This is a genomic window from Caballeronia sp. AZ7_KS35, from assembly GCF_023631045.1.
Lineage (GTDB): Bacteria > Pseudomonadota > Gammaproteobacteria > Burkholderiales > Burkholderiaceae > Caballeronia > Caballeronia zhejiangensis.
Genome location: NZ_JALQDV010000017.1, coordinates 53,837 through 77,238, shown reverse-complemented (window position 1 = coordinate 77,238; position 23,402 = coordinate 53,837). Strand labels below are relative to the sequence as shown.

At 63.3% G+C, this 23,402-nt stretch carries 26 protein-coding genes; 14 read left to right on the top strand and 12 right to left on the bottom strand.

Translation table 11 applies throughout. From position 1 onward, the window contains the following. Positions 1–4 precede the first annotated feature (4 nt). Complete coding sequence (gene msrA / locus NCT05_RS14080; protein WP_250440160.1) at positions 5–553, top strand: peptide-methionine (S)-S-oxide reductase MsrA; 549 nt, start codon at positions 5–7, stop codon at positions 551–553. A gap of 14 nt (positions 554–567) precedes the next feature. On the opposite strand, the gene NCT05_RS14075 is transcribed toward msrA, so the two are convergent. Continuing rightward, a complete protein-coding gene (locus NCT05_RS14075) occupies positions 568–1,677 on the bottom strand; it encodes a DUF72 domain-containing protein (protein WP_244807598.1) in 1,110 nt (369 codons plus the stop codon). A 122-nt stretch (positions 1,678–1,799) separates the two neighbouring features. Between NCT05_RS14075 and NCT05_RS14070 the strand changes: the two genes are divergently transcribed. Beyond that, positions 1,800–1,931, top strand: coding sequence for a DUF29 family protein (locus NCT05_RS14070; protein ID WP_284504067.1), 132 nt, complete (start codon positions 1,800–1,802; stop codon positions 1,929–1,931). 60 nt (positions 1,932–1,991) lie between these two features. Here NCT05_RS14070 and NCT05_RS14065 read toward each other — a convergent pair whose 3' ends face one another. Further along, positions 1,992–3,206: a class I SAM-dependent methyltransferase gene (locus tag NCT05_RS14065; RefSeq protein ID WP_250502592.1), complete on the bottom strand. Its 1,215-nt coding sequence runs from the start codon at positions 3,204–3,206 to the stop codon at positions 1,992–1,994. Positions 3,207–3,307: 101 nt separating this feature from the next. Then, positions 3,308–3,949, bottom strand: coding sequence for a pyridoxamine 5'-phosphate oxidase (pdxH, locus tag NCT05_RS14060; RefSeq protein ID WP_034471562.1), 642 nt, complete (start codon positions 3,947–3,949; stop codon positions 3,308–3,310). A gap of 286 nt (positions 3,950–4,235) precedes the next feature. On the opposite strand from pdxH, the gene NCT05_RS14055 reads away from it, so the two are divergent. Then, entirely contained in the window at positions 4,236–5,081 is an 846-nt protein-coding gene (locus NCT05_RS14055; protein ID WP_250502591.1) for a tRNA threonylcarbamoyladenosine dehydratase, read from the top strand. A 64-nt stretch (positions 5,082–5,145) separates the two neighbouring features. Here the strand turns inward: NCT05_RS14055 and trxA are convergent, their stop codons facing one another. Beyond that, positions 5,146–5,994: a thioredoxin gene (trxA, locus tag NCT05_RS14050; protein ID WP_175980465.1), complete on the bottom strand. Its 849-nt coding sequence runs from the start codon at positions 5,992–5,994 to the stop codon at positions 5,146–5,148. Positions 5,995–6,062: 68 nt separating this feature from the next. Continuing rightward, positions 6,063–6,962, bottom strand: a complete 900-nt coding sequence (locus tag NCT05_RS14045) for a pirin family protein (protein ID WP_250502590.1) — start codon at positions 6,960–6,962, stop codon at positions 6,063–6,065. 180 nt (positions 6,963–7,142) lie between these two features. Here NCT05_RS14045 and NCT05_RS14040 point away from each other — a divergent pair, with 180 nt between their 5' ends. Both NCT05_RS14040 and NCT05_RS14035 read left to right on the top strand, forming a co-directional pair. Further along, positions 7,143–7,409, top strand: a complete 267-nt coding sequence (locus NCT05_RS14040) for a hypothetical protein (protein WP_175980463.1) — start codon at positions 7,143–7,145, stop codon at positions 7,407–7,409. Between the two features lie 164 nt (positions 7,410–7,573). Continuing rightward, positions 7,574–8,452 (top strand): EamA family transporter, encoded by an 879-nt coding sequence (locus NCT05_RS14035; protein WP_239295105.1) that lies wholly within the window; start codon positions 7,574–7,576, stop codon positions 8,450–8,452. Positions 8,453–8,471: 19 nt separating this feature from the next. On the opposite strand, the gene NCT05_RS14030 is transcribed toward NCT05_RS14035, so the two are convergent. Both NCT05_RS14030 and tsaE read right to left on the bottom strand, forming a co-directional pair. Next, on the bottom strand, positions 8,472–9,974 hold the full coding sequence (locus tag NCT05_RS14030; protein WP_175980461.1) for an N-acetylmuramoyl-L-alanine amidase: 1,503 nt from the start codon (positions 9,972–9,974) through the stop codon (positions 8,472–8,474). Beyond that, entirely contained in the window at positions 9,956–10,528 is a 573-nt protein-coding gene (tsaE, locus tag NCT05_RS14025) for a tRNA (adenosine(37)-N6)-threonylcarbamoyltransferase complex ATPase subunit type 1 TsaE (protein ID WP_250435130.1), read from the bottom strand. Before tsaE ends, NCT05_RS14030 begins: the two co-directional genes overlap by 19 nt. 18 nt (positions 10,529–10,546) lie before the next feature. On the opposite strand from tsaE, the gene queG reads away from it, so the two are divergent. From queG to plsY, 5 genes are all read left to right on the top strand, one after another. Continuing rightward, positions 10,547–11,788, top strand: coding sequence for a tRNA epoxyqueuosine(34) reductase QueG (queG, locus tag NCT05_RS14020; protein WP_250480658.1), 1,242 nt, complete (start codon positions 10,547–10,549; stop codon positions 11,786–11,788). Then, the gene (locus NCT05_RS14015) at positions 11,785–12,261 is read left to right on the top strand and encodes a methylated-DNA--[protein]-cysteine S-methyltransferase (RefSeq protein WP_034471573.1); all 477 of its coding nucleotides are present in this window, start codon (positions 11,785–11,787) and stop codon (positions 12,259–12,261) included. Before queG ends, NCT05_RS14015 begins: the two co-directional genes overlap by 4 nt. After that, positions 12,258–13,187 (top strand): site-specific tyrosine recombinase XerD, encoded by a 930-nt coding sequence (gene xerD / locus NCT05_RS14010; RefSeq protein WP_008342745.1) that lies wholly within the window; start codon positions 12,258–12,260, stop codon positions 13,185–13,187. Before NCT05_RS14015 ends, xerD begins: the two co-directional genes overlap by 4 nt. 97 nt (positions 13,188–13,284) lie before the next feature. Beyond that, a complete protein-coding gene (ybaK, locus tag NCT05_RS14005) occupies positions 13,285–13,776 on the top strand; it encodes a Cys-tRNA(Pro) deacylase (RefSeq protein ID WP_175980458.1) in 492 nt (163 codons plus the stop codon). Between the two features lie 36 nt (positions 13,777–13,812). Next, positions 13,813–14,439, top strand: coding sequence for a glycerol-3-phosphate 1-O-acyltransferase PlsY (gene plsY / locus NCT05_RS14000; RefSeq protein ID WP_250502589.1), 627 nt, complete (start codon positions 13,813–13,815; stop codon positions 14,437–14,439). Between the two features lie 60 nt (positions 14,440–14,499). On the opposite strand, the gene NCT05_RS13995 is transcribed toward plsY, so the two are convergent. After that, positions 14,500–14,985, bottom strand: a complete 486-nt coding sequence (locus NCT05_RS13995; protein ID WP_008342740.1) for a YajQ family cyclic di-GMP-binding protein — start codon at positions 14,983–14,985, stop codon at positions 14,500–14,502. A gap of 103 nt (positions 14,986–15,088) precedes the next feature. Between NCT05_RS13995 and murB the strand changes: the two genes are divergently transcribed. After that, positions 15,089–16,105, top strand: coding sequence for a UDP-N-acetylmuramate dehydrogenase (gene murB, locus NCT05_RS13990; protein WP_034471578.1), 1,017 nt, complete (start codon positions 15,089–15,091; stop codon positions 16,103–16,105). A 55-nt stretch (positions 16,106–16,160) separates the two neighbouring features. On the opposite strand, the gene NCT05_RS13985 is transcribed toward murB, so the two are convergent. Together NCT05_RS13985 and argF are read right to left on the bottom strand one after the other, a co-directional pair. Beyond that, positions 16,161–17,390 carry an argininosuccinate synthase gene (locus NCT05_RS13985; protein ID WP_175980456.1) on the bottom strand — a complete coding sequence of 410 codons (1,230 nt, stop codon included), beginning with the start codon at positions 17,388–17,390 and terminating at the stop codon, positions 16,161–16,163. Between the two features lie 163 nt (positions 17,391–17,553). After that, positions 17,554–18,483 (bottom strand): ornithine carbamoyltransferase, encoded by a 930-nt coding sequence (gene argF, locus NCT05_RS13980; RefSeq protein WP_008342737.1) that lies wholly within the window; start codon positions 18,481–18,483, stop codon positions 17,554–17,556. Positions 18,484–19,000: 517 nt separating this feature from the next. Between argF and NCT05_RS13975 the strand changes: the two genes are divergently transcribed. Next, entirely contained in the window at positions 19,001–19,339 is a 339-nt protein-coding gene (locus tag NCT05_RS13975) for a DUF3579 domain-containing protein (protein WP_008342735.1), read from the top strand. 163 nt (positions 19,340–19,502) lie between these two features. On the opposite strand, the gene rpsT is transcribed toward NCT05_RS13975, so the two are convergent. Next, positions 19,503–19,781 (bottom strand): 30S ribosomal protein S20, encoded by a 279-nt coding sequence (rpsT, locus tag NCT05_RS13970; RefSeq protein ID WP_008342733.1) that lies wholly within the window; start codon positions 19,779–19,781, stop codon positions 19,503–19,505. Between the two features lie 369 nt (positions 19,782–20,150). On the opposite strand from rpsT, the gene murJ reads away from it, so the two are divergent. Both murJ and NCT05_RS13960 read left to right on the top strand, forming a co-directional pair. Next, positions 20,151–21,701 carry a murein biosynthesis integral membrane protein MurJ gene (gene murJ, locus NCT05_RS13965; RefSeq protein ID WP_008342730.1) on the top strand — a complete coding sequence of 517 codons (1,551 nt, stop codon included), beginning with the start codon at positions 20,151–20,153 and terminating at the stop codon, positions 21,699–21,701. Beyond that, the gene (locus tag NCT05_RS13960) at positions 21,701–22,543 is read left to right on the top strand and encodes a SirB1 family protein (protein WP_250435116.1); all 843 of its coding nucleotides are present in this window, start codon (positions 21,701–21,703) and stop codon (positions 22,541–22,543) included. The genes murJ and NCT05_RS13960 overlap by 1 nt, the downstream gene beginning before the upstream one ends. Before the next feature lie 27 nt (positions 22,544–22,570). Here the strand turns inward: NCT05_RS13960 and NCT05_RS13955 are convergent, their stop codons facing one another. Further along, a complete protein-coding gene (locus NCT05_RS13955) occupies positions 22,571–23,329 on the bottom strand; it encodes a 3-hydroxyacyl-CoA dehydrogenase (RefSeq protein WP_239295099.1) in 759 nt (252 codons plus the stop codon). Between the last annotated feature and the right edge of the window lie 73 nt (positions 23,330–23,402).

Below are 23,402 nucleotides of genomic sequence, written 5' to 3'. Positions count from 1 at the left end.
CCTTATGACTCAACCCGGACTTGAGACCGCGACACTCGGCGGCGGATGTTTCTGGTGCACCGAAGCCGTGTTTCTCGCGGTGCAGGGCGTGGAGTCGGTCGAATCGGGCTATGCGGGCGGCAAGGTGGTGAATCCGTCGTACGAGCAGGTTTGCAGCGGCGACACCGGTCACGCGGAAGTGGTGAAGGTCGTGTTCGATCCGTCGGTCATCACGTATCGCGAAGTGCTCGAGATCTTCTTCGCGACGCACGATCCGACGCAGCTCAACCGACAAGGCAACGATGTGGGCACGCAGTATCGCTCGGCCGTTTTCACGCATTCGGACGAACAGCGCAAGACGGCGCTCGAAGTCATCGAGGAACTCGGTCGCGAGGACGTGTACGACAAGACCATCGTCACGCAAGTCGTGCCGCTCGACGACGATTACTATCCGGCCGAGGCGTATCACCAGAACTACTTCGCGCAGCATCCGAATCAGGGATATTGCGCGGCGGTCGTCGGGCCGAAGGTCGCGAAGTTTCGCAAGAAGTTCGTGCATCGCCTGAAGGCGTGATGCGCGTCTAGCCGCTAGTCGATCCGCGCGCGCTCGCATGCCTGCGCGATGCCGCGCGCGAGTTCGAAGCAGGTCAGCGGCGCGGAGCCTTCCGCCTTGTTGTTCGCCGCGATCACGACCGGCTGGCCCGCGATCGCATATCGCGCGGCCAGTTCGGCGAGCGCTTGGCGCGTGTCGAGGTCTTCGTCGACGATCTTGTCGAACGGCTCGTACTTCGCTTTCGCCTGCTCGTATTTGAAGCCGCTGTGCAGACTCCAGCGCACGATGAGCGGTCCCATTTTTTCTTCATCGAGCAGCGCGAGCGCTTTCGCCTGACGGCGCACGTCCGGCATGCGCGCATGAACGCCGATGCAATACCGCACGTTCGCGTCACGCAATGCGCGGATAAAGCGCGGCGTGAGCATCGCGGCGTCGCGGATCTCGACGGCGTAGCACGCGTCGCCTTCGAGCGGCGGCAGCGCTTGCAGAAACGCCGACAGCCGTTCGATGAAGCGCGCCGGCTCGACGATCATCGCGTCGGGCAGCGGCGAGAACTGGAACACGAGCGCGCCCGCTTTTTCGCCGAGACCGCCGATGCACGGCGTCACGAACTCGTCGATGGCGATCTGCGCATTCAGGAACGCGGGATTTTCCGCGTCCGGCGTGCCGCGCTCGCCGCGGATGAAGGCATCGGTGACGGATGCGGGCGCTTTCACGATGAAGCGGAAATGCGCGGGCACTTGCGACGCGTGACGCGCGTAATCGGCGAGCGACAGCGGCGCGTAAAACGACCGGTCGATGGAGACGCTCTTCAGGAGCGGATGCGCGCCATAAGCGGTGAGGCCGTCGCGGGAGAGTTTGGTGTTCGAGTAGTCATCGCCATAAACGATGCCGCGCCAGCCGGGAAACGACCACGTCGATGTGCCGAGATGGATCGCGTCCGGAAGACGCTTCGCGAGGGCTTCGAGTTCGGGTTGCAAGGGCGCGGGAAGGACGCCGCGCGGTTTGGGTTGTCTCGGCGGTTTGGCTGCTTCGATAGAAGCTGGCGCGGACTCGCCGAAAAGATCCAACGCTTGATCCGTCGTGATGGTGACTTCGTGCTTTCGAGGTTCGGCTTCGTTGTTCACACGGTTGTGAGTGTTCATGAGTGGCAAGCCGAAATTCAGAAGAATCGATGCGACTTGAGCGACGATGCGCGAAAGAAGTCGCAGTGTAGCGGATAGAATATCCGAGTGTCCGGGCAGGGGATCCGGGATGAGACAGGAGTATGAGATGGGAACGCGCCGTATGGGAAAAAGCGGTCGTGGCAGCCTCGAACGAAACCGGTCTGGAAGATTTTCCGGAAAGCTGTCTCTGGTCGATCGAGCAGATCATGGACGGCGAATTCTTGCCCGGATAGTCGAAAAAACAGGCGCGGCACCGGAAAGCGCTGCGCCTGATTCAAGCATCAGCCCCCGTCTCAGAGCGCCTTCTCATAGATATACCGCCGCGACCACGGCAGCGTCGTCGCGCTGCGTCCCGCCTTGCGGCAGATCACCTGATAGATCGACACGTCGTCGTTCTCGAACGCATACGCACAGCCCGCGAGATACACGCGCCAGATGCGGAAATGCTCATCGTCGACGAGCTTCTTCGCTTGCTCCGCGTTGGCCTCGAACCGCTCGGCCCAGATGTCGAGCGTGCGCGCGTAATGCCGCCGCAGGCTTTCGACGTCGATCGCCTCGAGCCCGCCGCGCTGCATGCATTCTAGCGCGAGGCTGATGTGCGGTAGTTCGCCGTCCGGAAACACATACTTGTCGATGAACTCGCCGCCGCCGAGCGATGTCTCGCCGCTGTCGGCATCGGAAGACGTGATGCCGTGGTTCATCGCGACGCCGTCATCGACAAGCAGATCGCGAATCCTCGAGAAGTATTCCGGCAGATTCTTGCGTCCGACGTGCTCGAACATCCCGACGCTCGTGATGCGGTCGAACTGCCCCGGAATATCGCGATAGTCTTGAAGGCGAATTTCGATCCGGTCTTCGAGGCCCGCGGCTTTCACGCGCTCGGTCGCGAGCTTGAACTGATTCTCCGAAAGCGTGACGCCGACGCAATTCGCGCCGAACTTCTGCGCCGCGCGGATCACGAGCGCGCCCCAGCCGCAGCCGATATCGAGCAGGCGCTGGCCCGGCTGCAACTGGATCTTCGTGAGAATGTGGTCGATCTTCTTCAACTGCGCGGTGTCGATGTCTTCGTCGCCATTCTCGAAGTAGGCGCAGGAATACACCATGTTCTTGTCGAGCCAGAGCTGATAAAACTCGTTCGACACATCGTAGTGGTACTGAATGGCTTTCTTGTCCGACGTCTTCGAGTGATTGAAGTAGCGTCGCACGCGGGCGAGCTTGCTCGCGCTCGTCACCGTGCTTTTCGCGAGCGAGTAGCCGATGTTGATGATGTCGGACAGCTTGCCTTCGATGTCGATCTTGCCCTTCACATAGGCTTCGCCGAGATTGTCGAGACTCGGTTCGAGCAGATAGGGCAGCGCGGTCGCGCTCTTTACGTGCAACGTCACCTGAGGCGCGGCGAACTGGCCGAAATCGTGCTGCTGGCCATCCCACAGCACGAGACGCGCGGGCAAATTGGCCCGCGCGCGCACTTCCTCAACCCACTGCGTCAGCTTCTTCTCCCAGAACATGCTTGTTTCTCCGCGCTAAAGAAAATCAAGGTGAAGGCTCGCGCCTTCATGTTCGTTGCCGTTGCGATCTCGGTTGCTGCCAATGCCCGCGTTTTATTGACTTACGGCGCGAGTCTCATGATTTGCCACGGATCGCCGGCGCCGTCCCGCGTGTACACGATGCGGTCGTGCAGGCGCGATGGGCGTCCCTGCCAGAATTCGACGGTGTCCGGCACGAGGCGATATCCGCCCCAGTGCGGCGGGCGCGGCGGCGCGTCGCCGTACTTCGCGATCATCTCGCGCTCGCGCGCTTCCAGCGCCTCGCGGCTTTCGAGCGGCTGACTCTGATCCGATGCCCACGCGCCGATGCGCGAGCCGAGCGGACGCGACGCGTAATACACATCGCTCTCCTCATCGCTCGTCTTTTCGACGCGGCCCTCGATGCGCACCTGACGCTCGAGCTCGATCCAGTGGAACAGCAGGCTCGCGGCCGGATTCGCGGCGAGTTCGCGGCCCTTGCGGCTATCGTAATTGGTAAAAAAAACAAATCCGCGTTCGTCGACGCCCTTGATGAGCACGATGCGCGCGGACGGACGGCCTTGGCCATCGACGGTCGCAAGCGTCATCGCATTCGGTTCGGGCAGCTTCGCATCGAGCGCCTGGGCGAACCAGGTTTGAAACTGGCTTATCGGATTCGGGTCGACGTCGGATACATCGAGCGCGCCGCGCGAATAGTTTTTGCGAAGGTCTGCGAGGGTCGTCATTTTTTATGCAAGCGCTACAGTCGCGTCAGTATAGCCAAGGTGAAACGATCTTGCCCTGATTACCCATGCCCGCACCGCGTGCCGGGAGCGCGGCAGTCGCGGCTATCACGTTCATGGTTTCGATAAGGCAGAATACGCAATTCGACCGCATTTTGCATGATCGAACTACCACGTTCGCGAACTCGATAGCCGTCTGTAAGCGTTGCTTGACGCCGCACAACGTGCGGTGCATTTCGGCAGCTTTTAGTTTGCTTTCAATGCATCCGATTTCATCCATCCGCACGACATGAACGCTTCATCCGAAACCACTGCGACGCCCAGCGTCCACGAACTCGCCGATCGCGACCGGCGCTTCGGCGGCATCGCGCGCCTCTACGGCGCGCCTGCGCTCGCCGCGTTCGAGCGGGCGCATGTCGCCGTGATCGGCATCGGCGGCGTGGGTTCGTGGGTTGCCGAGGCGCTTGCGCGCAGTGCTGTCGGCCGGCTTACGCTGATCGATCTCGATAACGTCGCCGAAAGCAATACGAATCGTCAGGTTCACGCGCTCGACGGCAACTACGGAAAGGCGAAAGTCACGGCGATGGCCGAGCGCATCAAACTGATCGATCCGGCGTGCGACGTGCGGCAGATCGAAGACTTCGTGGAGCCGGGCAATTTCGATGGAACGCTCGGCGGCGGTTTCGACTATGTGATCGACGCGATCGACAGCGTGCGTACGAAAACGGCGCTCATCGCGTGGTGCGTGGCGCGCAAGCAGGCGCTCATCACGGTCGGCGGCGCGGGCGGGCAGCTCGATCCGACGCGCATTCGCATCGACGATCTCGCGCTCACGATTCAGGATCCGCTGCTCTCGAAAGTGCGCGGGCAGTTGCGCAAGCTGCACGGTTTTCCGCGCGGACCGAAGGCGCGATTCAAGGTGAGCGCGGTGTATTCGGACGAGCCGCTGATCTATCCCGAAGCGCCCGCGTGCGACATCAGCGAAGGCGCCGAACATCTCGAAACCGGCGCGAATTACGCGGGGCCCGTCGGGCTGAATTGCGCGGGCTTCGGTTCGAGCGTGTGCGTGACGGCGAGCTTCGGCTTCGCGGCGGCCGCGCATGTCTTGCGCGAATTGGCGAAGCGCGCCGCCTGAAACGAAAATGGCCAGCTTCGATAGCTGGCCATTTTTTCATCCAAAGCCGGCGATCGATCGACGATCAGTTGATCGCCGCGCTTAACTTGCGCCGCCACTGCGAAACGAGATCCGGCTGATTCGCGGCGAGTTCGAACACCGACAGCATCGTCTTGCGGCCGACGTCGTCCATGAAGGCGCGGTCGCGCACGACGATCGCAAGCAGATGTTCGAGCGCGCCAGCGTAATCGCGGCCCGCGATCAGCCGATTGGCCAGGGCGAAGCGCGCATCGAGATCGTCGGGATTCGCGTTCACGGCGTCGATGAGCGCGTCGGCGGGCGGCAGATCGGCGGCTGCATCGGCGGCGTCGAGCTCGGTCTTCAACGCGTTGTAGCGCGCGTCGATGCCTTGCGTCGTCTTCGGCGACAACAGCTTGTCCTCTTCCTTCGCTTCGTCGATGCGGCGTTCCGCGATCAGCCATTCGATCAGATCGAGACGCGCGTCCTCGTAACCGGGATCGAGCGCGAGCGCGGCCTTGATGGTGTCGATCGCGAGCTGGCGATCGCCCGCGGCCCACGCGCTCTGCGCGGCGCGGCGCTCGGCATCGGCGCCGGCGGGCACGAGACGGTCGATGAACTCGCGCAACTGGCCTTCCGGCAGCACGCCGATGAACTGATCGACCGGCCGTCCTTCCGCGAACGCAATGACGTGCGGAATGCTGCGCACCTGGAAATGCGCGGCGAGTTCCTGATTCTCGTCGACGTTCACCTTGACGAGATTCCAGGCGCCCGCCGCTTCGACTTCGAGCTTCTCGAGCATCGGGCCGAGCGTCTTGCACGGGCCGCACCAGGGCGCCCAGAAATCGACGAGCACGGGCGCGAGCATCGACGCGTTGATGACATCTTTCTCGAATGTGGCGAGGGTCGTATCCATGCGTTTTCTCCTAATGCTTTCGGTCGATCCCGATTACGTGGGGACGACACAGCCGGTTCTCAAGCGCGTCAGCCTTCGGGCGCGCGATTCTCGCGGCGCTGCGGCGGCAGCGGAATGAACTCGGTCTCGCCGGGCACGTGGCCCATGCGCTGCTCGCTCCAGGCGATCTTGGCCGCGTCGATCTTCTCGCGCGAACTCGACACGAAATTCCATTCGATGAAGCGCGGGCCGTCGAGCGGCGCGCCGCCGAGCAGCATCGTGACCGCGCCGTTCGCGCTCGTCAGCTTCGCGTCGGCGCCGGGCGCGAGCACGGCCATCTGCTGTTCGGGCAGCGGTTCGCCGTCGATCGACAAATCGCCGCTCACGAGATACACGCCGCGCTCCTCGTGCTCCGTATCGAGCGTGATCGCGCTGCCGGGCGTGAACTGCGCGGCGACATAAAGCGTCGGCGAAAACGTGCGCGTGGGCGCTTTCGCGCCGAACGCCGTGCCCGCGATGATGCGCAGCGTGACGCCGTCGCGCTCGATCTGCGGCAACGCCGCCGCTGCGTGATGCTCGAATGCCGGCTCGATGTCCTCGCTCGCGGCGGGCATCGCGACCCACGTCTGGATGCCGTGCATCGTCTGGCCGGATGCGCGTTCCTCGTCGGGCGTGCGCTCGGAATGGACGATGCCGCGGCCCGCGGTCATCCAGTTGACGTCGCCGGGAACGATCTTCTGCACGGAGCCGACGCTATCGCGATGCATGATCGCGCCGTCGAACAGATACGTGACCGTCGCGAGCCCGATATGCGGATGCGGACGCACGTCGAGGCCGTTTCCGGGCACGAGCGTTGCGGGACCGATATGGTCGAAAAAGATGAAGGGTCCGACGGTGCGCGCCGCGAGGGCGGGCAGCACGCGCCGCACCATGAGGCCGCCGACGTCATGTTGGTGTGGCTTCAGCAATGCGCGGATCGTCGAAGGCATGGCGGGTTCCGGAAGGAAGATCGCGCGCCGGAATGGCGCGTGGATCAGCCGATTCTACCGGCCGATGCCGCGCGGCGCAGGCGTTGCCGCCGAGACTTTCGTTTTTTTGGTGCCGCGTGGGTTCCAGGCACGCGGCTTCGCGCAACTTTCGCAACGTGACAATTTGGATAGGGAGTCGAAATGAGCAAGAACAAGCTTTTGATCGCCATCACCGCTGGCCTTTTCACCGCCACCGCCGCAACGGGCGCGTTCGCGCAGACCTCGTCGGGCAATTCGTCTGCGGCGATGGGCAACGACACCGCCGGCGCCACCACCGATAATTCGGCCGCGACCACGCCGAAGAAGCACAAGACGCACAAGCACACGACGAAATCGACGGCGACCAAGAAGACGCCGGCCGTCGAAACCGGCAACGATGCGGGCACGGAATCCGGCCAGACGAAGTAAGCGCCGCTTCGCATCGCCGCAGCCAAAGCGCTCGCGCCTTTCACGAGGCGCGGGCGCTTTTTGCGTGCATCGTCATGCCGCGCAGGATTTGACAAGCCTGCCGCCGCGCCCTCGGCTACACTTTACGGCTCGCCAACGACGCACATGACACAAGGAAGAGGGCGATGTCGCCAAAGGATTTGCTGATCGCATCGGTGGTCATTCTCGCGTGGGGCGTGAATTTCGTCGTCATCAAGCTGGGACTGCACGGTGTTCCGCCGATGCTGCTCGGCGCGCTGCGCTTCGCGCTCGCCGCCGTGCCCGCGATCTTCGTCAAGCGCCCGCAGATACCGCTGCGCTGGCTCTTTGCCTACGGCCTCACCATTTCTCTCGGGCAGTTCGCGCTGCTTTTCTACGGCATGTACGTGGGCATGCCCGCCGGTCTCGCGTCGCTCGTGCTGCAGGCGCAAGCATTCTTCACGCTCATCTTCGCGTCGATGTTCCTCGGCGAGCGCATCCGCGCGGCGAACGTCGCCGGCCTGCTGATCGCGGCGGCGGGGCTTGCGCTCATCGGCATGCGCGGCGGTCACGCGATGACCGTCACCGGCTTTCTCTTCACGCTCGCCGCCGCCGCGATGTGGGCGCTCGGCAATATCGTGACGAAGCGCATGGGCAAGGTCGATCTGCTCTCGCTCGTGGTGTGGGGCAGCCTGATTCCGCCGCTGCCGTTCCTCGCGCTCTCGCTGATCTTCGAAGGCCCGGCGCGCATCGAATCCAGTCTCGCGACGATTCCGCTCATCTCGATCTTCGCGATTCTCTATCTTTCGTTCATCGCGACGATCGTCGGCTATAGCTTGTGGGGAAAGTTGCTCGCGCGCTATCCGGCGGGAAGCGTCGCGCCGTTCTCGCTGCTCGTCCCGGTGATCGGGCTGGCGTCGGCGGCGCTGTTTCTCGGCGAGGGTTTGAATTCGGCGCAGGTGGCGGGCGCGGCGCTCGTGATGGCGGGACTCGTGGTGAACGTATTCGGCGCGCGGCTCGTTCAGCGCATTCTGCCGGCGCGCTGAACGAAACCCGGCCGGATTTTTACGTCATGCGGCTCTTCGCGAGCGGCGGATTCGCCGCGAAATAGCGCTTGATGCCCTTCATGATCGCGTTGGCCATCTTGTCACGATAGGCGTCGTCGTTCAGGCGCGTTTCCTCGTCCGGATTGCTGATGAACGCGGTCTCCACGAGAATCGACGGAATGTCCGGCGCCTTCAGCACGGCGAAACCCGCCTGTTCGACTGAACCTTTGTGCAGCTTGTTGATGCCGCCGATTTCGTTCAGCACGAAGCTGCCGTAGCGCATCGAATCGCGGATCTGCGCGGTCGTCGACATGTCGAAGAGCGCGCGGTTCACGCTCGCGTCCTGCGACTTCACGTTGATGCCGCCGACCTGATCCGACGAGTTTTCCTTGTTCGCCATCCAGCGCGCAGCCGCGCTCGACGCGCCATGCTCCGACAGCGCGAACACCGACGATCCACGCGCTTCGGGCGACGTGAAGGCATCGGCGTGAATCGACACGAAAAGATCGGCGGAGACGCGCTGCGCCTTTTGCACGCGCACGTTGAGCGGCACGAAGAAGTCGGCGTCGCGGGTCATCATCGCGCGCATGTTGGGCTGGGCGTCGATCTTCGCGCGCAGCTTCTTCGCGATGTCGAGCGCGATGTGCTTCTCGTAGGTGCCCTGGCCGCCGATCGCGCCCGGATCTTCGCCGCCGTGACCGGGATCGATCGCGACGGTGAGCAGCCGCGTCGTGCCGGCGCCTTGCTTGGGCGTGGAGAACGCGTAGGCGTCGTTGTCGTCGTCCTTCTTCGCGATGACGGGCGGCGGCGCCGGCACGCGCGGCTTGACCGCCGGTTTCGGCGGCGTTTCGGCGGGCGTTTCGTTCTGCGCGTACTTTTGGAAGAACTCGTCGGTGGAATCGGGCGTCGTCGGTTTCTGCGCGGTCGCCGGCCCGGAAAGCGTCGCGGGCGGCGGCGCGGACGGATTCGGATTGGCGCGGTCGAGCGCTTCCTGCTTGCGCTCGGTCTGCGCGAGCAGTTCCATCAGCGGATCGGGTGCGACGGCCGGATACAGATCGAACACGAGCCGGTATTTGTAGCTGCCGATCGGCCCGAGCGTGAACACCTGCGGCTTCACCGATCCTTTCAGATCGAACACCATGCGCACGACATGCGGCTGATATTGCCCGATGCGCACCGCCTGAATCTGCGGATCGTTCGGCGTGATCTTCGAGACGAGATCGCGCAGCGCCTGATCGAGATCGATGCCGGAGAGATCGACCACGAGCCGGTCCGGCCCCTGCAATAGCTGATTGGCGTTCTGAAGCGGCTGGTCCGATTCGATCGTCACGCGGGTGTAGTCGCGCGCGGGCCACACGCGCACGCCGAGCACGCTGCTCGCATGCGCGAGCTTCGGTCCGACGAGCGCGAGCACGAGCGTCGAAGCGCCTGCGCGCAACACCTGACGGCGACGCCAGTTGTGCGGCGCTTGGGCAGCCGATTCGATCGAATGAAATGGCTTGATCAACATCTTTCGAGACATGACTTTCCTGTTTCGCTAAATGCCCGCGCGGTCAGCACGCGGCCTTCATCGTTCGACGTTCCTTCGTCCGGCAGGGACAGCGCAAACACGAGATCCGGCACGCCGAGCAGGCCACCCGCCTGTTGCGGCCATTCGACGAGGCACACCGCGCCCGCATCGAAATATTCGCGAAAGCCGGCATCGGCCCATTCGGCCGGATCGGCGAAGCGATAGAGATCGAAGTGATAAACGTCGAGCGGACCGCTTTCGGTGACGAGCGAATACGGCTCGACGAGCGTGTAAGTCGGGCTCTTCACGCGGCCGACGTGGCCGAGCGCGCGCAAGGTCGCGCGCACGAGCGTGGTCTTGCCCGCGCCGAGATCACCGATCAACTGGACTTGCAGACCGTGAAAACGTTCAGACGAAGCGTGCGATATGGACAGACGCGTAGCGTCGATGGCGCGCGCGAAGCGTTCTCCGAAAGCGAGCGTCGCGGCTTCGTCGCGCAGGTCGAAGCGGCGTTCGAGAAGCGCGGCGGATAAGTCTTGCGTCGTTCGTGCGGGGCTTTCGGGCATTGCTCGTAAAATGTCGTGATGAACCGATTGCCGGAACATTCCGTTGAAATCACGACAGCGTCCAGCGACGCCGCCGCTGAATCCGATTCAGAGTCTCGCGTCTTCGATCTCGATGAAAACGCGCTGGCAGAACTCGCGCAGCGCATCAAGACATGGGGGCGCGAGTTGGGGTTCGGTGCGGTCGGCATCAGCGATATCGACCTGACGGATGCCGAGAAGGGCCTGACTGATTGGCTCGAAGCAGGCTATCACGGCGAAATGGATTATATGGCCAAACATGGGATGAAACGCGCAAGACCGGCCGAGCTTGTGGCCGGCACGCGACGTGTCATCACCGCGCGCATGGCCTATCTTCCTGCGGAAACGCTCGCGAAAAAGGGCGATGAAAGTGTCGCGACAGCCGACGGTCAGAAGAACGACTGGCGCGCGATCGAATGGTCGCGGCTCGCGAAGCCGTCGCAGGCGATGGTCTCCATCTACGCACGCGGGCGCGATTATCACAAGGTCATGCGCAATCGCCTGCAGCAGCTGGCGGAGCGCATCGAGCGCGAGATCGGGCCGTTCGGGCATCGCGCGTTCACGGATTCAGCGCCGGTGCTCGAAGTCGCGCTCGCGCAGAAAGCGGGCGCCGGCTGGCGTGGCAAGCATACGTTGCTGCTCGATCGCGACGCCGGATCGCTGTTCTTTCTCGGCGAAATTTTCGTCGATGTCCCGTTGCCCGTCGATCCGCATCCCGAGCACGAAGGCGCGCATTGCGGGCAGTGCACGCGCTGCATCGGCGCGTGTCCGACGGGCGCGATCGTGGCGCCGTATCGCGTCGACGCGCGGCGCTGCATCTCGTATCTGACGATCGAACTGCACGGCAGCATTCCCGAGGAGATGCGTCCGCTGATCGGCAATCGCGTGTATGGATGCGACGATTGTCAGCTCGTCTGTCCGTGGAACAAGTTCGCGCGGGCCGCGCCGGTCGCGGATTTCGACGTGCGCCACGGACTCGATCGCGCGACGCTCGTCGAGCTGTTCGCATGGAGCGCGGCGGATTTCGACACGCGCATGCAGGGCAGCGCGATCCGGCGCATTGGGCATGAGCGCTGGCTGCGCAATATCGCGGTCGCGATGGGCAATGCGTTGCGCGATCCGTCGCTCGATGCGGAAGAACGCGAAGCGATCGCCGATGCATTGCGCGCGCGTGCGGACGATTCCTCGGCGTTGGTGCGCGAACATGTGCTGTGGGCGCTCGAACAAGCGACAAGAACGTGAAGCCATTCGATGCCGTGATCGACGCGCCGTTCGGCAAGGTCGGCATTCGCGCCGATGCGCAATGCGTGCGCGAGATCGTCTATCTGCCGGACGATGTCGGCAGCATTGAGCCTGAAACGCCGCTCGCGAAGGAAGCCGCCGCGCAGATCCGCGCGTATTTTCAGACGCCTTCGATGCGCTTCGACCTACCGCTCGCGCTTCGCGGCACCGCGTTTCAGCAGCGCGTATGGCGCGGCATCTCGGGCATCGCGGCGGGCCAAGTCTGGACCTATGGCCAGCTCGCGCGCGAGATCGGCAGCGTGCCGCGCGCAGTCGGGCAGGCGTGCGGCTCCAATCCGCTGCCGATCGTGATACCGTGCCACCGGGTAGTGGCCTCGGGCGGGATCGGCGGTTTCGCGCATCATCCCGGCGAAGGTTTTTATCGCAACGTGAAGCGCTGGCTGCTGGCGCATGAAGGTGTATCCATCGCATGACGAGCGCAACGACTGAAGCAATACAAGCACCGGGACTCGTCGCGAGTCAGGACGCGATCGATCTCTTTTGCGATGCGCTCTGGCTCGAACACGGCCTCGCCAAGAACTCGCTCGAAGCGTACCGGCGCGACCTCAAACTCTTCGCGGAATGGCTCGGCAAGACGCGCGGCGCGTCGATCGATGCCGCCGTCGAAGCCGACATGAACGGCTACATGGCCGCGCGCCGCGGCGACAAGGCGACGTCCGCGAACCGGCGTCTGTCGGTCTTTCGGCGCTATTACGCGTGGGCGTTGCGCGAGCATCGCGTGTCCGCCGATCCGACGCTCAAGCTGCGCTCGGCCAAGCAGCCGCCGCGCTTTCCGTCGACGCTCAACGAGTCGCAAGTCGAAGCGCTGCTCGGCGCACCCGACATCGAGACGCCGCTCGGCTTGCGCGACCGCACGATGCTCGAACTGATGTACGCGAGCGGCCTGCGCGTGACCGAGCTCGTCACGCTGAAGACGGTCGAAGTCGGCCTGAACGAAGGCGTCGTGCGCGTGATGGGCAAAGGCTCGAAAGAACGCCTGATTCCGTTCGGCGAAACGGCGCACGACTGGCTCGAACGCTATCTGCGCGATGCGCGTCAGGTGCTGCTCGGCGCGCGCTCCGCCGATGCGCTCTTCGTCACCGCGCGCGGCGAAGGCATGACGCGCCAGCAGTTCTGGAACATCATCAAGCGTCATGCGCTGAACGGCGGCGTGCACGCGCCGCTCTCGCCGCACACGCTGCGGCACGCGTTCGCGACGCATCTGCTCAATCACGGCGCGGACCTGCGCGTCGTGCAATTGCTGCTCGGCCACTCGGACATTTCCACGACGCAGATCTACACGCACGTCGCGCGCGAGCGGCTGCAGAAGCTGCATCGGGAGCATCATCCGCGCGGATAGCGTCATCTGCGAACGATCGTGCCACGGCCGCGTTGCGCTGCATACTCGGCCGAATGGCCGATGGTGAGCGCCACGGCGCGCCGCTACAATGCGTGGCATGTCGAAAGCAAAACACGTGTCCGAAACGCCCGCGACGCAATTCCTGCGTCGTCACAAGGTTGAATTCGGCGAGCATCCTTACGATTACGTCGAGCACGGCGGCACGGAGGAATCCGCGCGTCAGCTCGGCGTGGACGAACATATCGTCGTCAAGACGCTCGTCATGGAAGACGAGCACGCGAAGCCGCTGATCGTCCTCATGCACGGCGACCGCACGGTATCCACGAAGAATCTCGCGCGTCAGATTGGCGCGAAGCGCGTCGAACCCTGCAAGCCCGAAGTGGCGAACCGGCATTCGGGGTTTCTCGTGGGCGGCACGTCGCCGTTCGGCACGAAAAAAGCGATGCCGGTGTACGTCGAATCGAGCATTCTGGAACTCGATCGCATCTATCTGAACGGCGGGCGGCGGGGGTATCTCGTGAGCATCGATCCGAACGTGCTGACCGCGTTGCTGGGCGCGAAACCCGTGCAGTGCGCGAGCGTCGATTAGAATGCGTTCCGCTCTCGCCATAACCGAAAAGACACCATGATTTTTCTGCTCGTCGCCGTCGCGTCCTATCTGATCGGATCGATTTCGTTTGCCGTCGTCGTGAGTCACGCGATGGGACTGGCCGATCCGCGCTCGTACGGCTCGGGCAATCCCGGCGCGACGAACGTGCTGCGCACCGGCAACAAGAAGGCCGCGATCCTGACGCTGATCGGCGATGCGTTCAAGGGCTGGCTGCCCGTGTGGATCGTCGCGCACTTCGGCGCGAGCTTCGGCTGGGATCAATCGGGCATCAACACGGCGACGGCGCTCGCGGCCATCGCCGTGTTCCTCGGGCATCTGTACCCGGTTTTCTTCAAGTTCCAGGGCGGCAAGGGCGTCGCGACGGCGGCGGGCGTGCTGCTCGCGATTCATCCGGCGCTCGGTATCGCGACGCTGCTCACGTGGCTCATCATCGCGTTCTTCTTCCGCTATTCGTCGCTCGCGGCGCTCGTCGCGGCCGTGTTCGCACCGTTCTTTCAGGTGTTTCTGTTCGGGCCGAGCCGCATCTCGCTCGCCGTGCTGGCGATGAGCCTGCTGCTCATCTGGCGGCATCGCGCGAATATTTCGAAGCTGCTGGCCGGCAAGGAAAGTCGCATCGGCGAGAAAAAGAAGGTCGCCGAATAATGCAAAAAGCCGTTCCGGCGCAAACCGGAACGGCTTTTTCGTTTCTGAAGCAATCAGGAATCAGTCGCGGAAGTTGTTGAAGTCGAGCGGCGTGTCCGTGACTTCCTTCTTGAGCAGCGCGATGGCGCTTTGCAGGTCGTCACGCTTCGCGCCTTGCACGCGCACCGCGTCGCCCTGAATGCTCGCCTGAACCTTGATCTTGCTGTCCTTCACGATCTTGACGATCTTCTTCGCCAGATCGCCCGAGACGCCTTTTTTCACCGTGACGACTTGCTTCAATTTGTCGCCGCCGATTTTCTCCTGCTTGCCGTAGTCGAGGAAACGCACGTCGACGCCACGCTTGGCCATTTTGTTCAGCAGAACGTCCTTCACCTGGCCGAGCTTGAAGTCGTCGTCGGCGTAGAGCGTGAGTTCGCGCTCCTTCTGCTCGACGCGTGAATCCGAACCCTTGAAGTCGAAGCGCGTCGAGATTTCCTTGTTCGATTGCTCGATCGCGTTCTTCACTTCGATCATGTTTGCTTCGCTGACGACGTCAAACGATGGCATCTGTCTTTCTCCTTCATTGAGGCGACGAGCGCGCCGGGCAGGCGTGGCTCGCGCAATCGCTATAATCACGGACCTGTCGTCATTCTACCGACGCGCTTCGTTCATGTCGCTCCAGCTCCTCTCCGATTTCTCTCTGCTCGCCCACAACACGTTTGGCTTCGACGCGCGCGCGCGTCACGCGATGCGTATCGATTCCGTCGATGCGGCCGCCGCGCTCGCCACCGATGCGCGCATCGCCAACATGCCGCAACTCGTGCTCGGCGGCGGCAGCAATATCGTGCTGACGCGCGATTTCGACGGCGTCGCGCTGATCGTCGGCATTCGCGGCAAACGCGTGATCGGCGAAGACGACGATGCGTGGCTCGTCGAAGCCGGCGCGGGCGAGAACTGGCACGATTTCGTCGCGTGGACGCTCGCGCAGGGCATGCCGGGGCTCGAAAACCTCGCGCTGATTCCCGGCACGGTCGGCGCGGCGCCGATTCAGAACATCGGCGCGTACGGGCTGGAAATGGGCGAGCGCTTCGAGCGGCTGACGGCGGTAGAACTCGCGACCGGCGCACGCGCGAAATTCGATCGCGCCGCGTGCGCCTTCGGTTATCGCGACAGCTTCTTCAAGCGGGCAGGGCGCGGGCGCTTCATGATTACGTCGGTCACGTTCCGGCTGCCGAAAGCGTGGACGCCGCGCGCGGATTACGCCGACGTCGCCCGCGCGCTCGACGGCGCCACGACGCCGGATGCGCAAGCCATTTTCGATGCGGTCGTCGCCGTGCGCCGCGCCAAGCTGCCCGACTGGACCGCGCTCGGCAACGCGGGCAGCTTCTTCAAGAATCCGGTCGTGAGTGCGCAGGCGTTCGAGGCGCTCAAGCAGCGCGAACCGGGCGTCGTTTCGTACCCGCAAGCCGACGGGCAAGTGAAGCTCGCGGCGGGCTGGCTGATCGACCAGTGCGGATGGAAAGGGCGCGGCATCGGCGGCGCGGCGGTGCACGATCGTCAGGCGCTCGTGCTCGTGAATCGCGGCGGCGCGACGGGCGCGCAGGTGCTCGAACTCGCCGAAGCCATCAGGCGCGACGTGCTAGCACGTTTCAATGTCGAACTGGAGATGGAGCCGGTGCGCGTCTGAAAACGAAAAAACCCGCCGCGGCGGGTTTTTTCTCGAGCCTGATTCCAACGAAAGATCAGTCCCCGCGCTGACGGCGCGCGTTCTCCGCGATACGCATGCGCAGTGCGTTCAGCTTGATGAAGCCGCCGGCATCGGCCTGGTTGTAGGCGCCGCCGTCGTCATCGAACGTCGCGATGGTCTTGTCGAACAGCGTTTCCTTCGAATCGCGAGCGACGACCGACACGCTGCCCTTGTAGAGCTTCACGCGCACCCAGCCGTTGACCTTCTCCTGCGTGTGGTCGATCAGCACCTGCAGCGCGCGGCGCTCCGGGCTCCACCAGTAGCCGTTGTAGATCAGCGATGCGTAACGCGGCATCAGATCGTCCTTGAGGTGCGCCACTTCGCGGTCGAGGGTGATCGACTCGATACCCCGATGCGCCTTCAGCATGATCGTGCCGCCCGGCGTTTCATAGCAGCCGCGCGACTTCATGCCGACGTAACGGTTCTCGACCAGATCCAGACGGCCGATGCCATGCTTGCCACCGAGACGGTTCAGCTCGGTCAGCATCTCGGCGGGCGACAGGCGCTTGCCGTTCAGCGCGACCGGATCGCCCTTCTCGAATTCGATATCGACATATTCCGCCTGGTCCGGCGCCTCTTCCGGCGATACGGTCCAGCGCCACATTTCGGCTTCGGCCTCGGCCTTCGGGTCTTCCAGATGGCGGCCTTCGAACGAGATGTGCAGCAGGTTCGCGTCCATCGAGTAGGGCGCGCCGCCTTGCTTGTGCTTCATTTCGATCGGAATGCCGGCCTTTTCCGCATACGCGAGCAGCTTTTCGCGCGAGAGCAGGTCCCATTCGCGCCACGGCGCGATCACCTTGATGCCGGGTTCGAGCGAGTAGTAACCGAGCTCGAAGCGCACCTGATCGTTGCCCTTGCCGGTCGCGCCGTGCGAGACGGCCTGCGCGCCGGTCGCGCGCGCGATCTCGATCTGACGCTTCGCGATCAGCGGACGCGCGATCGACGTGCCGAGCAGATACTCGCCTTCGTAGATGGTGTTCGCGCGGAACATCGGAAACACGAAATCGCGGACGAACTCTTCACGCAGGTCTTCGATGAAGATGTTTTCCTGCTTGATGCCGAGCTGGAGCGCCTTCTTGCGCGCGGGCTCCAGCTCCTCGCCCTGACCGATGTCGGCGGTGAAGGTCACGACTTCGGCGTCGTAGTTGTCCTGCAACCATTTCAGGATGACGGAGGTGTCGAGACCGCCCGAATAGGCGAGCACGACTTTCTTGATATCGCTCATGGTGAACTCGTGTGCGGAAAAGCCGGTGCGGCGGTTGTGCGCCGCTTCGCGTCCGCCGGGCGCGCGACGGGCATGAAGTGCGCGGAAAAACTACTATTCTGACATTAAAAAGCCGCGCCTCCGCAAATTTGGGATGCGCGGCGAATCGGCAGCGCAGATTCGCTCAGTGATTCAGCTTGCCGAGCAGGAGATACTCCATCAGCGCCTTCTGCACGTGCAGACGGTTCTCCGCCTCGTCCCATACGACGCTTTGCGGACCGTCGATGACTTCCGCGCTCACTTCCTCGCCGCGATGCGCGGGCAGGCAGTGCATGAAGAGCGCATCGGGATGGGCGCGCGCCATCATCTCGGCATCGACGCAGTAGTCGGCGAACGCCTTCATGCGCGCTTCGTTCTCGGCTTCGTAGCCCATGCTGGTCCAGACGTCCGTCGTGACGAGGTCGGCGCCGGCGCAGGCTTCGTTCGGATCGTCGAATTCTTGAAAAAACGGCTTGCTTTCCTCGGCAACCAGCGCGGGATCGAGCTTGTAGCCGAGCGGCGTGGAGAGGCGCAGTTTGAAGCCGAGAATCTGCGCCGCTTCGATCCACGTGTACAGCATGTTGTTCGCGTCCCCGACCCACGCGACGGTCTTGCCGGAAATCGGACCGCGATGCTCGTAGAACGTGAAGATGTCCGCGAGCACCTGACACGGGTGATATTCGTTGGTCAGCCCGTTGATGACCGGCACGCGCGAGCTTTCCGCGAAGCGCCGGATGATGTCCTGGCCGAACGTGCGGATCATGATGATGTCGACCATGCGCGAGATGACCTGCGCCGAATCCTCGATCGGCTCGCCGCGGCCGAGCTGTGTATCGCGCGTGTTCATGAACACCGCATGGCCGCCGAGCTGGAAAATGCCCGCTTCGAACGAAAGGCGCGTGCGCGTCGAGCTCTTCTCGAAGATCATCGCGAGCGTGCGATCGTGCAGCGGATGATAAGTCTCGTAGTTCTTGAACTTGCGCTTCAGGATGCGCGCGCGTTCGAGCACGTACTCATAGTCGTCGAGGGAAAAATCCTTGAACTGAAGATAGTGGCGAATTTTCTTGGCGGTCATGAAACGCAAGCGGCGGCTTCGAACCGGCCGCCGCGCGTGAGCGTCGAGGCCGGACGGCGCCGCCGTCGGGAGTGGGTATCGCTTTTGAGCATAAAGGATTTTGCGATGTTTGACGAGGCTGGCCAAAAGGACGAGGATGCGCGCGCAGGCCCGTCTCACGGCCTCGGGCTGTCCCTGATGGACGCATCCCATGTCTGTGTGCGCTGCGGAAAACAGGCCGCTGCGGTATAATCACGCTCGCTCGTTCCAACAGTTCTGCAACATTCAGCACCGTTTCACGCGCTTCTGCGGCGAAGGGTTCGCAAGAATCCGGTCGGCGTGACTTTGCGCGTTCCGATTTCGCGGTGGATTGCCCAGTGCTGTCGAGTCCGCCATTTCCTGTCGCGGGCGCGGACGATTCCGCCAGAATCGACCCGCGCAAGACCGCCCGGCGCTTTTCGCTAGCCGGCTCCTGCGGTTCCTGCGTCAGGCATGTGCGTTCCGGTGCGCGTCACCGGCCGTCAAAAGGTATTGCTACATGGCTGAATCATCCCCTACCGAGTACTTCATTCAAGGCATCACCAAGAGCGGGAGGAAATTTCGGCCGAGCGACTGGTCCGAGCGTCTCGCCGGCGTGATGTCGGGCTTCGGCCCAAAGGCGAAAGGGCCCAACGCCCGCCTGCAATATTCCATCTACGTGCGTCCGACGATGATCGGCGACATCAAGGTCGTGATTGTCGATTCCCGCCTGCGCGACATCGAACCGATGGCGTTCGACTTCGTTCTGAACTTCGCAAAAGACAATGATCTGGTCGTGACCGAGGCGTGCGAATTGCCGCCGCATCACGGCACGCAGACGCAGCAGCCTCAGTCCTGACCTCCGCGTGACGAAAGCCACAGACGAAAAGCGACAGACGCAAAAAAGCCCGCCGAAGCGGGCTTTTTCGTTACTGCGCAGCGGAAACAGGAAGCTGCTTCGGCGAACGCCCCGAACGCGAAACTCGCGAAACCGGAATGCGCCCGCCGGAAGCGAGCCGGAATTACTGGGCAGCGGGGGCTTGCAGGCCCTTGATGGCTGCAGCCAGGCGGCTCTTGTGACGAGCTGCCTTGTTCTTGTGGACGATCTTCTTGTCCGCAATGATGTCGAGCGTCTTGACCGACGTCTTGAACACTTCGGCGGCCTTGGCCTGATCGCCGGCTTCGATAGCCTTGCGAACTGCCTTGATGGCCGTGCGGAACTTCGAGCGCAGCGCCGAGTTGTGCGAGTTGGCTTTGGCGGCCTGACGGGCGCGCTTGCGAGCTTGTGCGGAATTTGCCATGACGGTTTCCCTTTTCCTGTTTCGCTGTTACTTGTCCGGAGCGCGCGGGGCCGGCGAAGGCCATGAAAGCCATGACGCGGGCGATCGAGCGCGCTGCCTTTGATCTGAAATCCCGGGAACGATTGCCCGAGAACCTCTAAAACATCGCCGGCCGGGGCCGGAAAAGACGCGAAGCCGCAAAATCGGAGCGATTTTTGGAGCTTCGAAACCCGCGATTATAGCAAGGGAATATGAGACATGACAAGCGCGGCGTGGATCGCGCCGGCACGGGGCGGCTGCCTTGTCATCGGTCAAACGTGCGGCATTGGCCGCCAGCATTGCCCCGAGTCTCGTGGGCGCGCCGCTCGCGGCCCGTATAATAAGCGCCCCATGAATCTATTCCGAGCCCTGCTGACGGTCAGCGGCTTCACGCTGCTGTCGCGCGTGACCGGCCTGATCCGCGAAACGCTGATCGCCCGAGCCTTCGGCGCCAGTATCTATACCGACGCGTTCTACGTCGCGTTCCGAATCCCCAACCTGCTGCGGCGGCTCTCCGCGGAAGGCGCGTTCGCGCAGGCGTTCGTGCCGATCCTCGCCGAGTTCAAGAACAGCAAGGGCCACGATCCGACCAAGGCGCTCGTCGACGCGATGTCGACGGTCCTCACCTGGTTCCTCGTCGTGCTGTCGCTTTTCGGCATGCTGGGCGCGAGCTGGGTCGTGTACGCGGTCGCGTCGGGGTTGTCGCACGAGGGCGCGGCGTACGGCCTCGCCGTCTCGATGACGCGCATCATGTTCCCGTACATCGTCCTCATTTCGATGACGACGCTCGCCTCGGGTGTGCTCAACACGTACAAGCAGTTCTCGCTGCCCGCGTTCGCGCCCGTGCTGCTGAACGTGTCGTTCATTGCCGCGGCGGTGTTCGTCGCACCGCATCTGAAGATTCCGGTCTATGCGCTCGCGTATGCGGTGATCGTCGGCGGCGTGCTGCAATTGCTCGTGCAACTTCCCGGCCTGAAGAAGATCGACATGACGCCGCGCATCGGGCTGAACTTCCGCGCCGCGCTCGCGCATCCGGGCGTCAAGCGCGTGTTGCTGAAAATGGTCCCGGCGATGTTCGCAGTGTCGGTCGGGCAACTGAGCCTCATCATCAACACGAATATCGCGTCGAACATCGGGGCGGGCGCGGTGTCGTGGATCAACTACGCCGACCGGCTGATGGAATTCCCGACCGCGCTGCTCGGCGCGGCGCTCGGCACGATCCTGCTGCCGAGCCTCTCGAAAGCGCACGTCGACGCCAATCACGACGAATACTCCGCGCTGCTCGACTGGGGCCTGCGCATCACGTTCCTGCTGGCCGCGCCGAGCGCGATCGCGCTGTTTTTCTTCGCCGAGCCGCTCACCGCGACGCTCTTTCACTACGGCAAGTTCGACAATCATTCGGTCGTGATGGTCGGCCGCGCGCTGTCGGCATACGGGATCGGGCTGATCGGCCTCATCCTCATCAAGATTCTCGCGCCGGGCTTCTACGCGAAGCAGGACATCAAGACGCCGGTGAAGATCGCGATCTTCGTGCTCGTCATGACTCAGGTGAGCAACTACATCTTCGTGCCGATTTTTTCTCACGCGGGCCTGACGCTCTCGATCGGCCTCGGCGCGCTCGCCAACGCGCTGCTGCTGTTCGCGGGGCTGCGCCGCCGCAAGATCTATGAGCCTTCGGCGGGCTGGCTGCGCTTTTTCGTGCAACTGATCGGCGCGTGCCTGATTCTTGCGGGGACGATGCATTGGGTGGCGATCAATTTCGACTGGATCGGCATGCGCGCGACGCCGGTCCTGCGCATCGCGCTTCTCGGTGCAAGTCTCGTCGTGTTTGCCGCGTTATATTTCGGTATTCTTGCCGCAATGGGCTTCAAGTACGCCTATTTCAAGAGACGCACGCTTTGATGACGACAACGCGTATCCTCGACTACTTCTCCTCGCTGATGGCGGACGACGACAGCCTTCCGCTCACGGAAGCCGCCTTGTCGCTCGCGCAGGACGCGTATCCCGATCTCGACATGCAGGCCGCGCTCGCGGAGATCGACGAACTCGTCGTGCGCGCCCGTCGCCGCATGCCCGATGACGCCGACGCGAAGCAGAAAGTCGATGCGCTGAATCGCTACTTTTTCCGCGAGCTGGGCTTCTCCAGCAATCTCAACGATTACTACGATCCGGATAACAGCCATCTGAATGTGGTGCTGCGTCGCCGGCGCGGCATTCCGATCTCGCTTGCCGTCATCTATCTGGAAATGGCTGAGCAACTCGGCCTGCCGGTGCGCGGCGTATCGTTTCCGGGGCATTTCCTTTTGCGTGTCGCGACGCCGGGCCACGATCTGATGCTCGATCCGACGACCGGCCAGACGCTCTCCGAAGCGCAGATGGTCGAGATGCTGGAGCCGTATGTGCAGCGTGTGGGCGAGTCGATCGGCAGCGCGTTGCGCGTGCTGTTGCAACCCGCGACGCGGCGCGAGATCGTCGCGCGCATGCTGCGCAATCTGAAGGGTATCTATCTGCAAACGGAGCGGTGGCAGCGTCTGCTCGCCGTTCAGCAGCGGCTGGTGATCGCGTTGCCGAACAGCATCGAGGAAGTGCGCGATCGCGGTTTCGCGTATGCGCGGCTCGATTATCTGCGACCGGCGCTGGAAGATTTGCAGCGATACATCGAGACTCGTCCGGATGCCGAGGACGCGACCGTCGTCGAAACCGAGCTGCACGAGTTGCGGCAGCGCACGCAGCAAGGCGACTGAACCACGCCGCGCGCGCCGTGCAGAGCGTTACTTAGGCTGCATGCGGATCGCGCCGTCGAGGCGGATCACTTCGCCGTTGAGCATCGGGTTATCGAAAATCGACTTGACGAGCAGAGCGTACTCGTCGGGCTTGCCGAGGCGCGGCGGGAACGGCACCATCGCGCCGAGCGCGTCCTGCACGTCCTTCGGCATGCCGAGCAGCATCGGCGTTTCGAAGAGGCCCGGCGCTATCGTCATCACACGGATGCCGCTCTTGCTCAGATCGCGCGCGATCGGCAGCGTCATGCCCGCGACGCCGCTCTTCGATGCCGCATAGGCCGCCTGGCCGATCTGTCCGTCATAAGCCGCCACCGACGCCGTGTTCACGATCACGCCACGTTCGCCCGCCGCGTTCGCTTCGTTCTTCGACATCGCGTGCGCCGCGAGCCGGATCATGTTGAACGTGCCGATGAGATTCACCGACACCACCTTCGAGAAGAGATCGAGCGCGTGCGGACCGTCGCGGCCGACCGTCTTCGCCGCCGGCGCGATGCCCGCGCAATTCACGAGGCCGCGCAATGTGCCGAGACTCAACGCGGCATCGACGGCGCGTTGGCCATCGCTTTCCTGGCTCACGTCGCATTTGACGAACGCGCCCGACAGCTCTTTCGCGAGCGCTTCGCCTGCCGCGTCGTTCATGTCGGCGAGCACGACCTTGCCGCCTTGCGCCGCGATGAGCCGCGCGGTCGCCGCGCCGAGGCCCGACGCACCGCCCGTGATCAGAAAGGTGTTGCCTTGCATCTCCATGTCTCTTCTCCTTTTGTGCGATTCGTGCGCGCGAGAGCAGGGTTGAGCCGCTCGCGCCGATGTCATTCCTTTT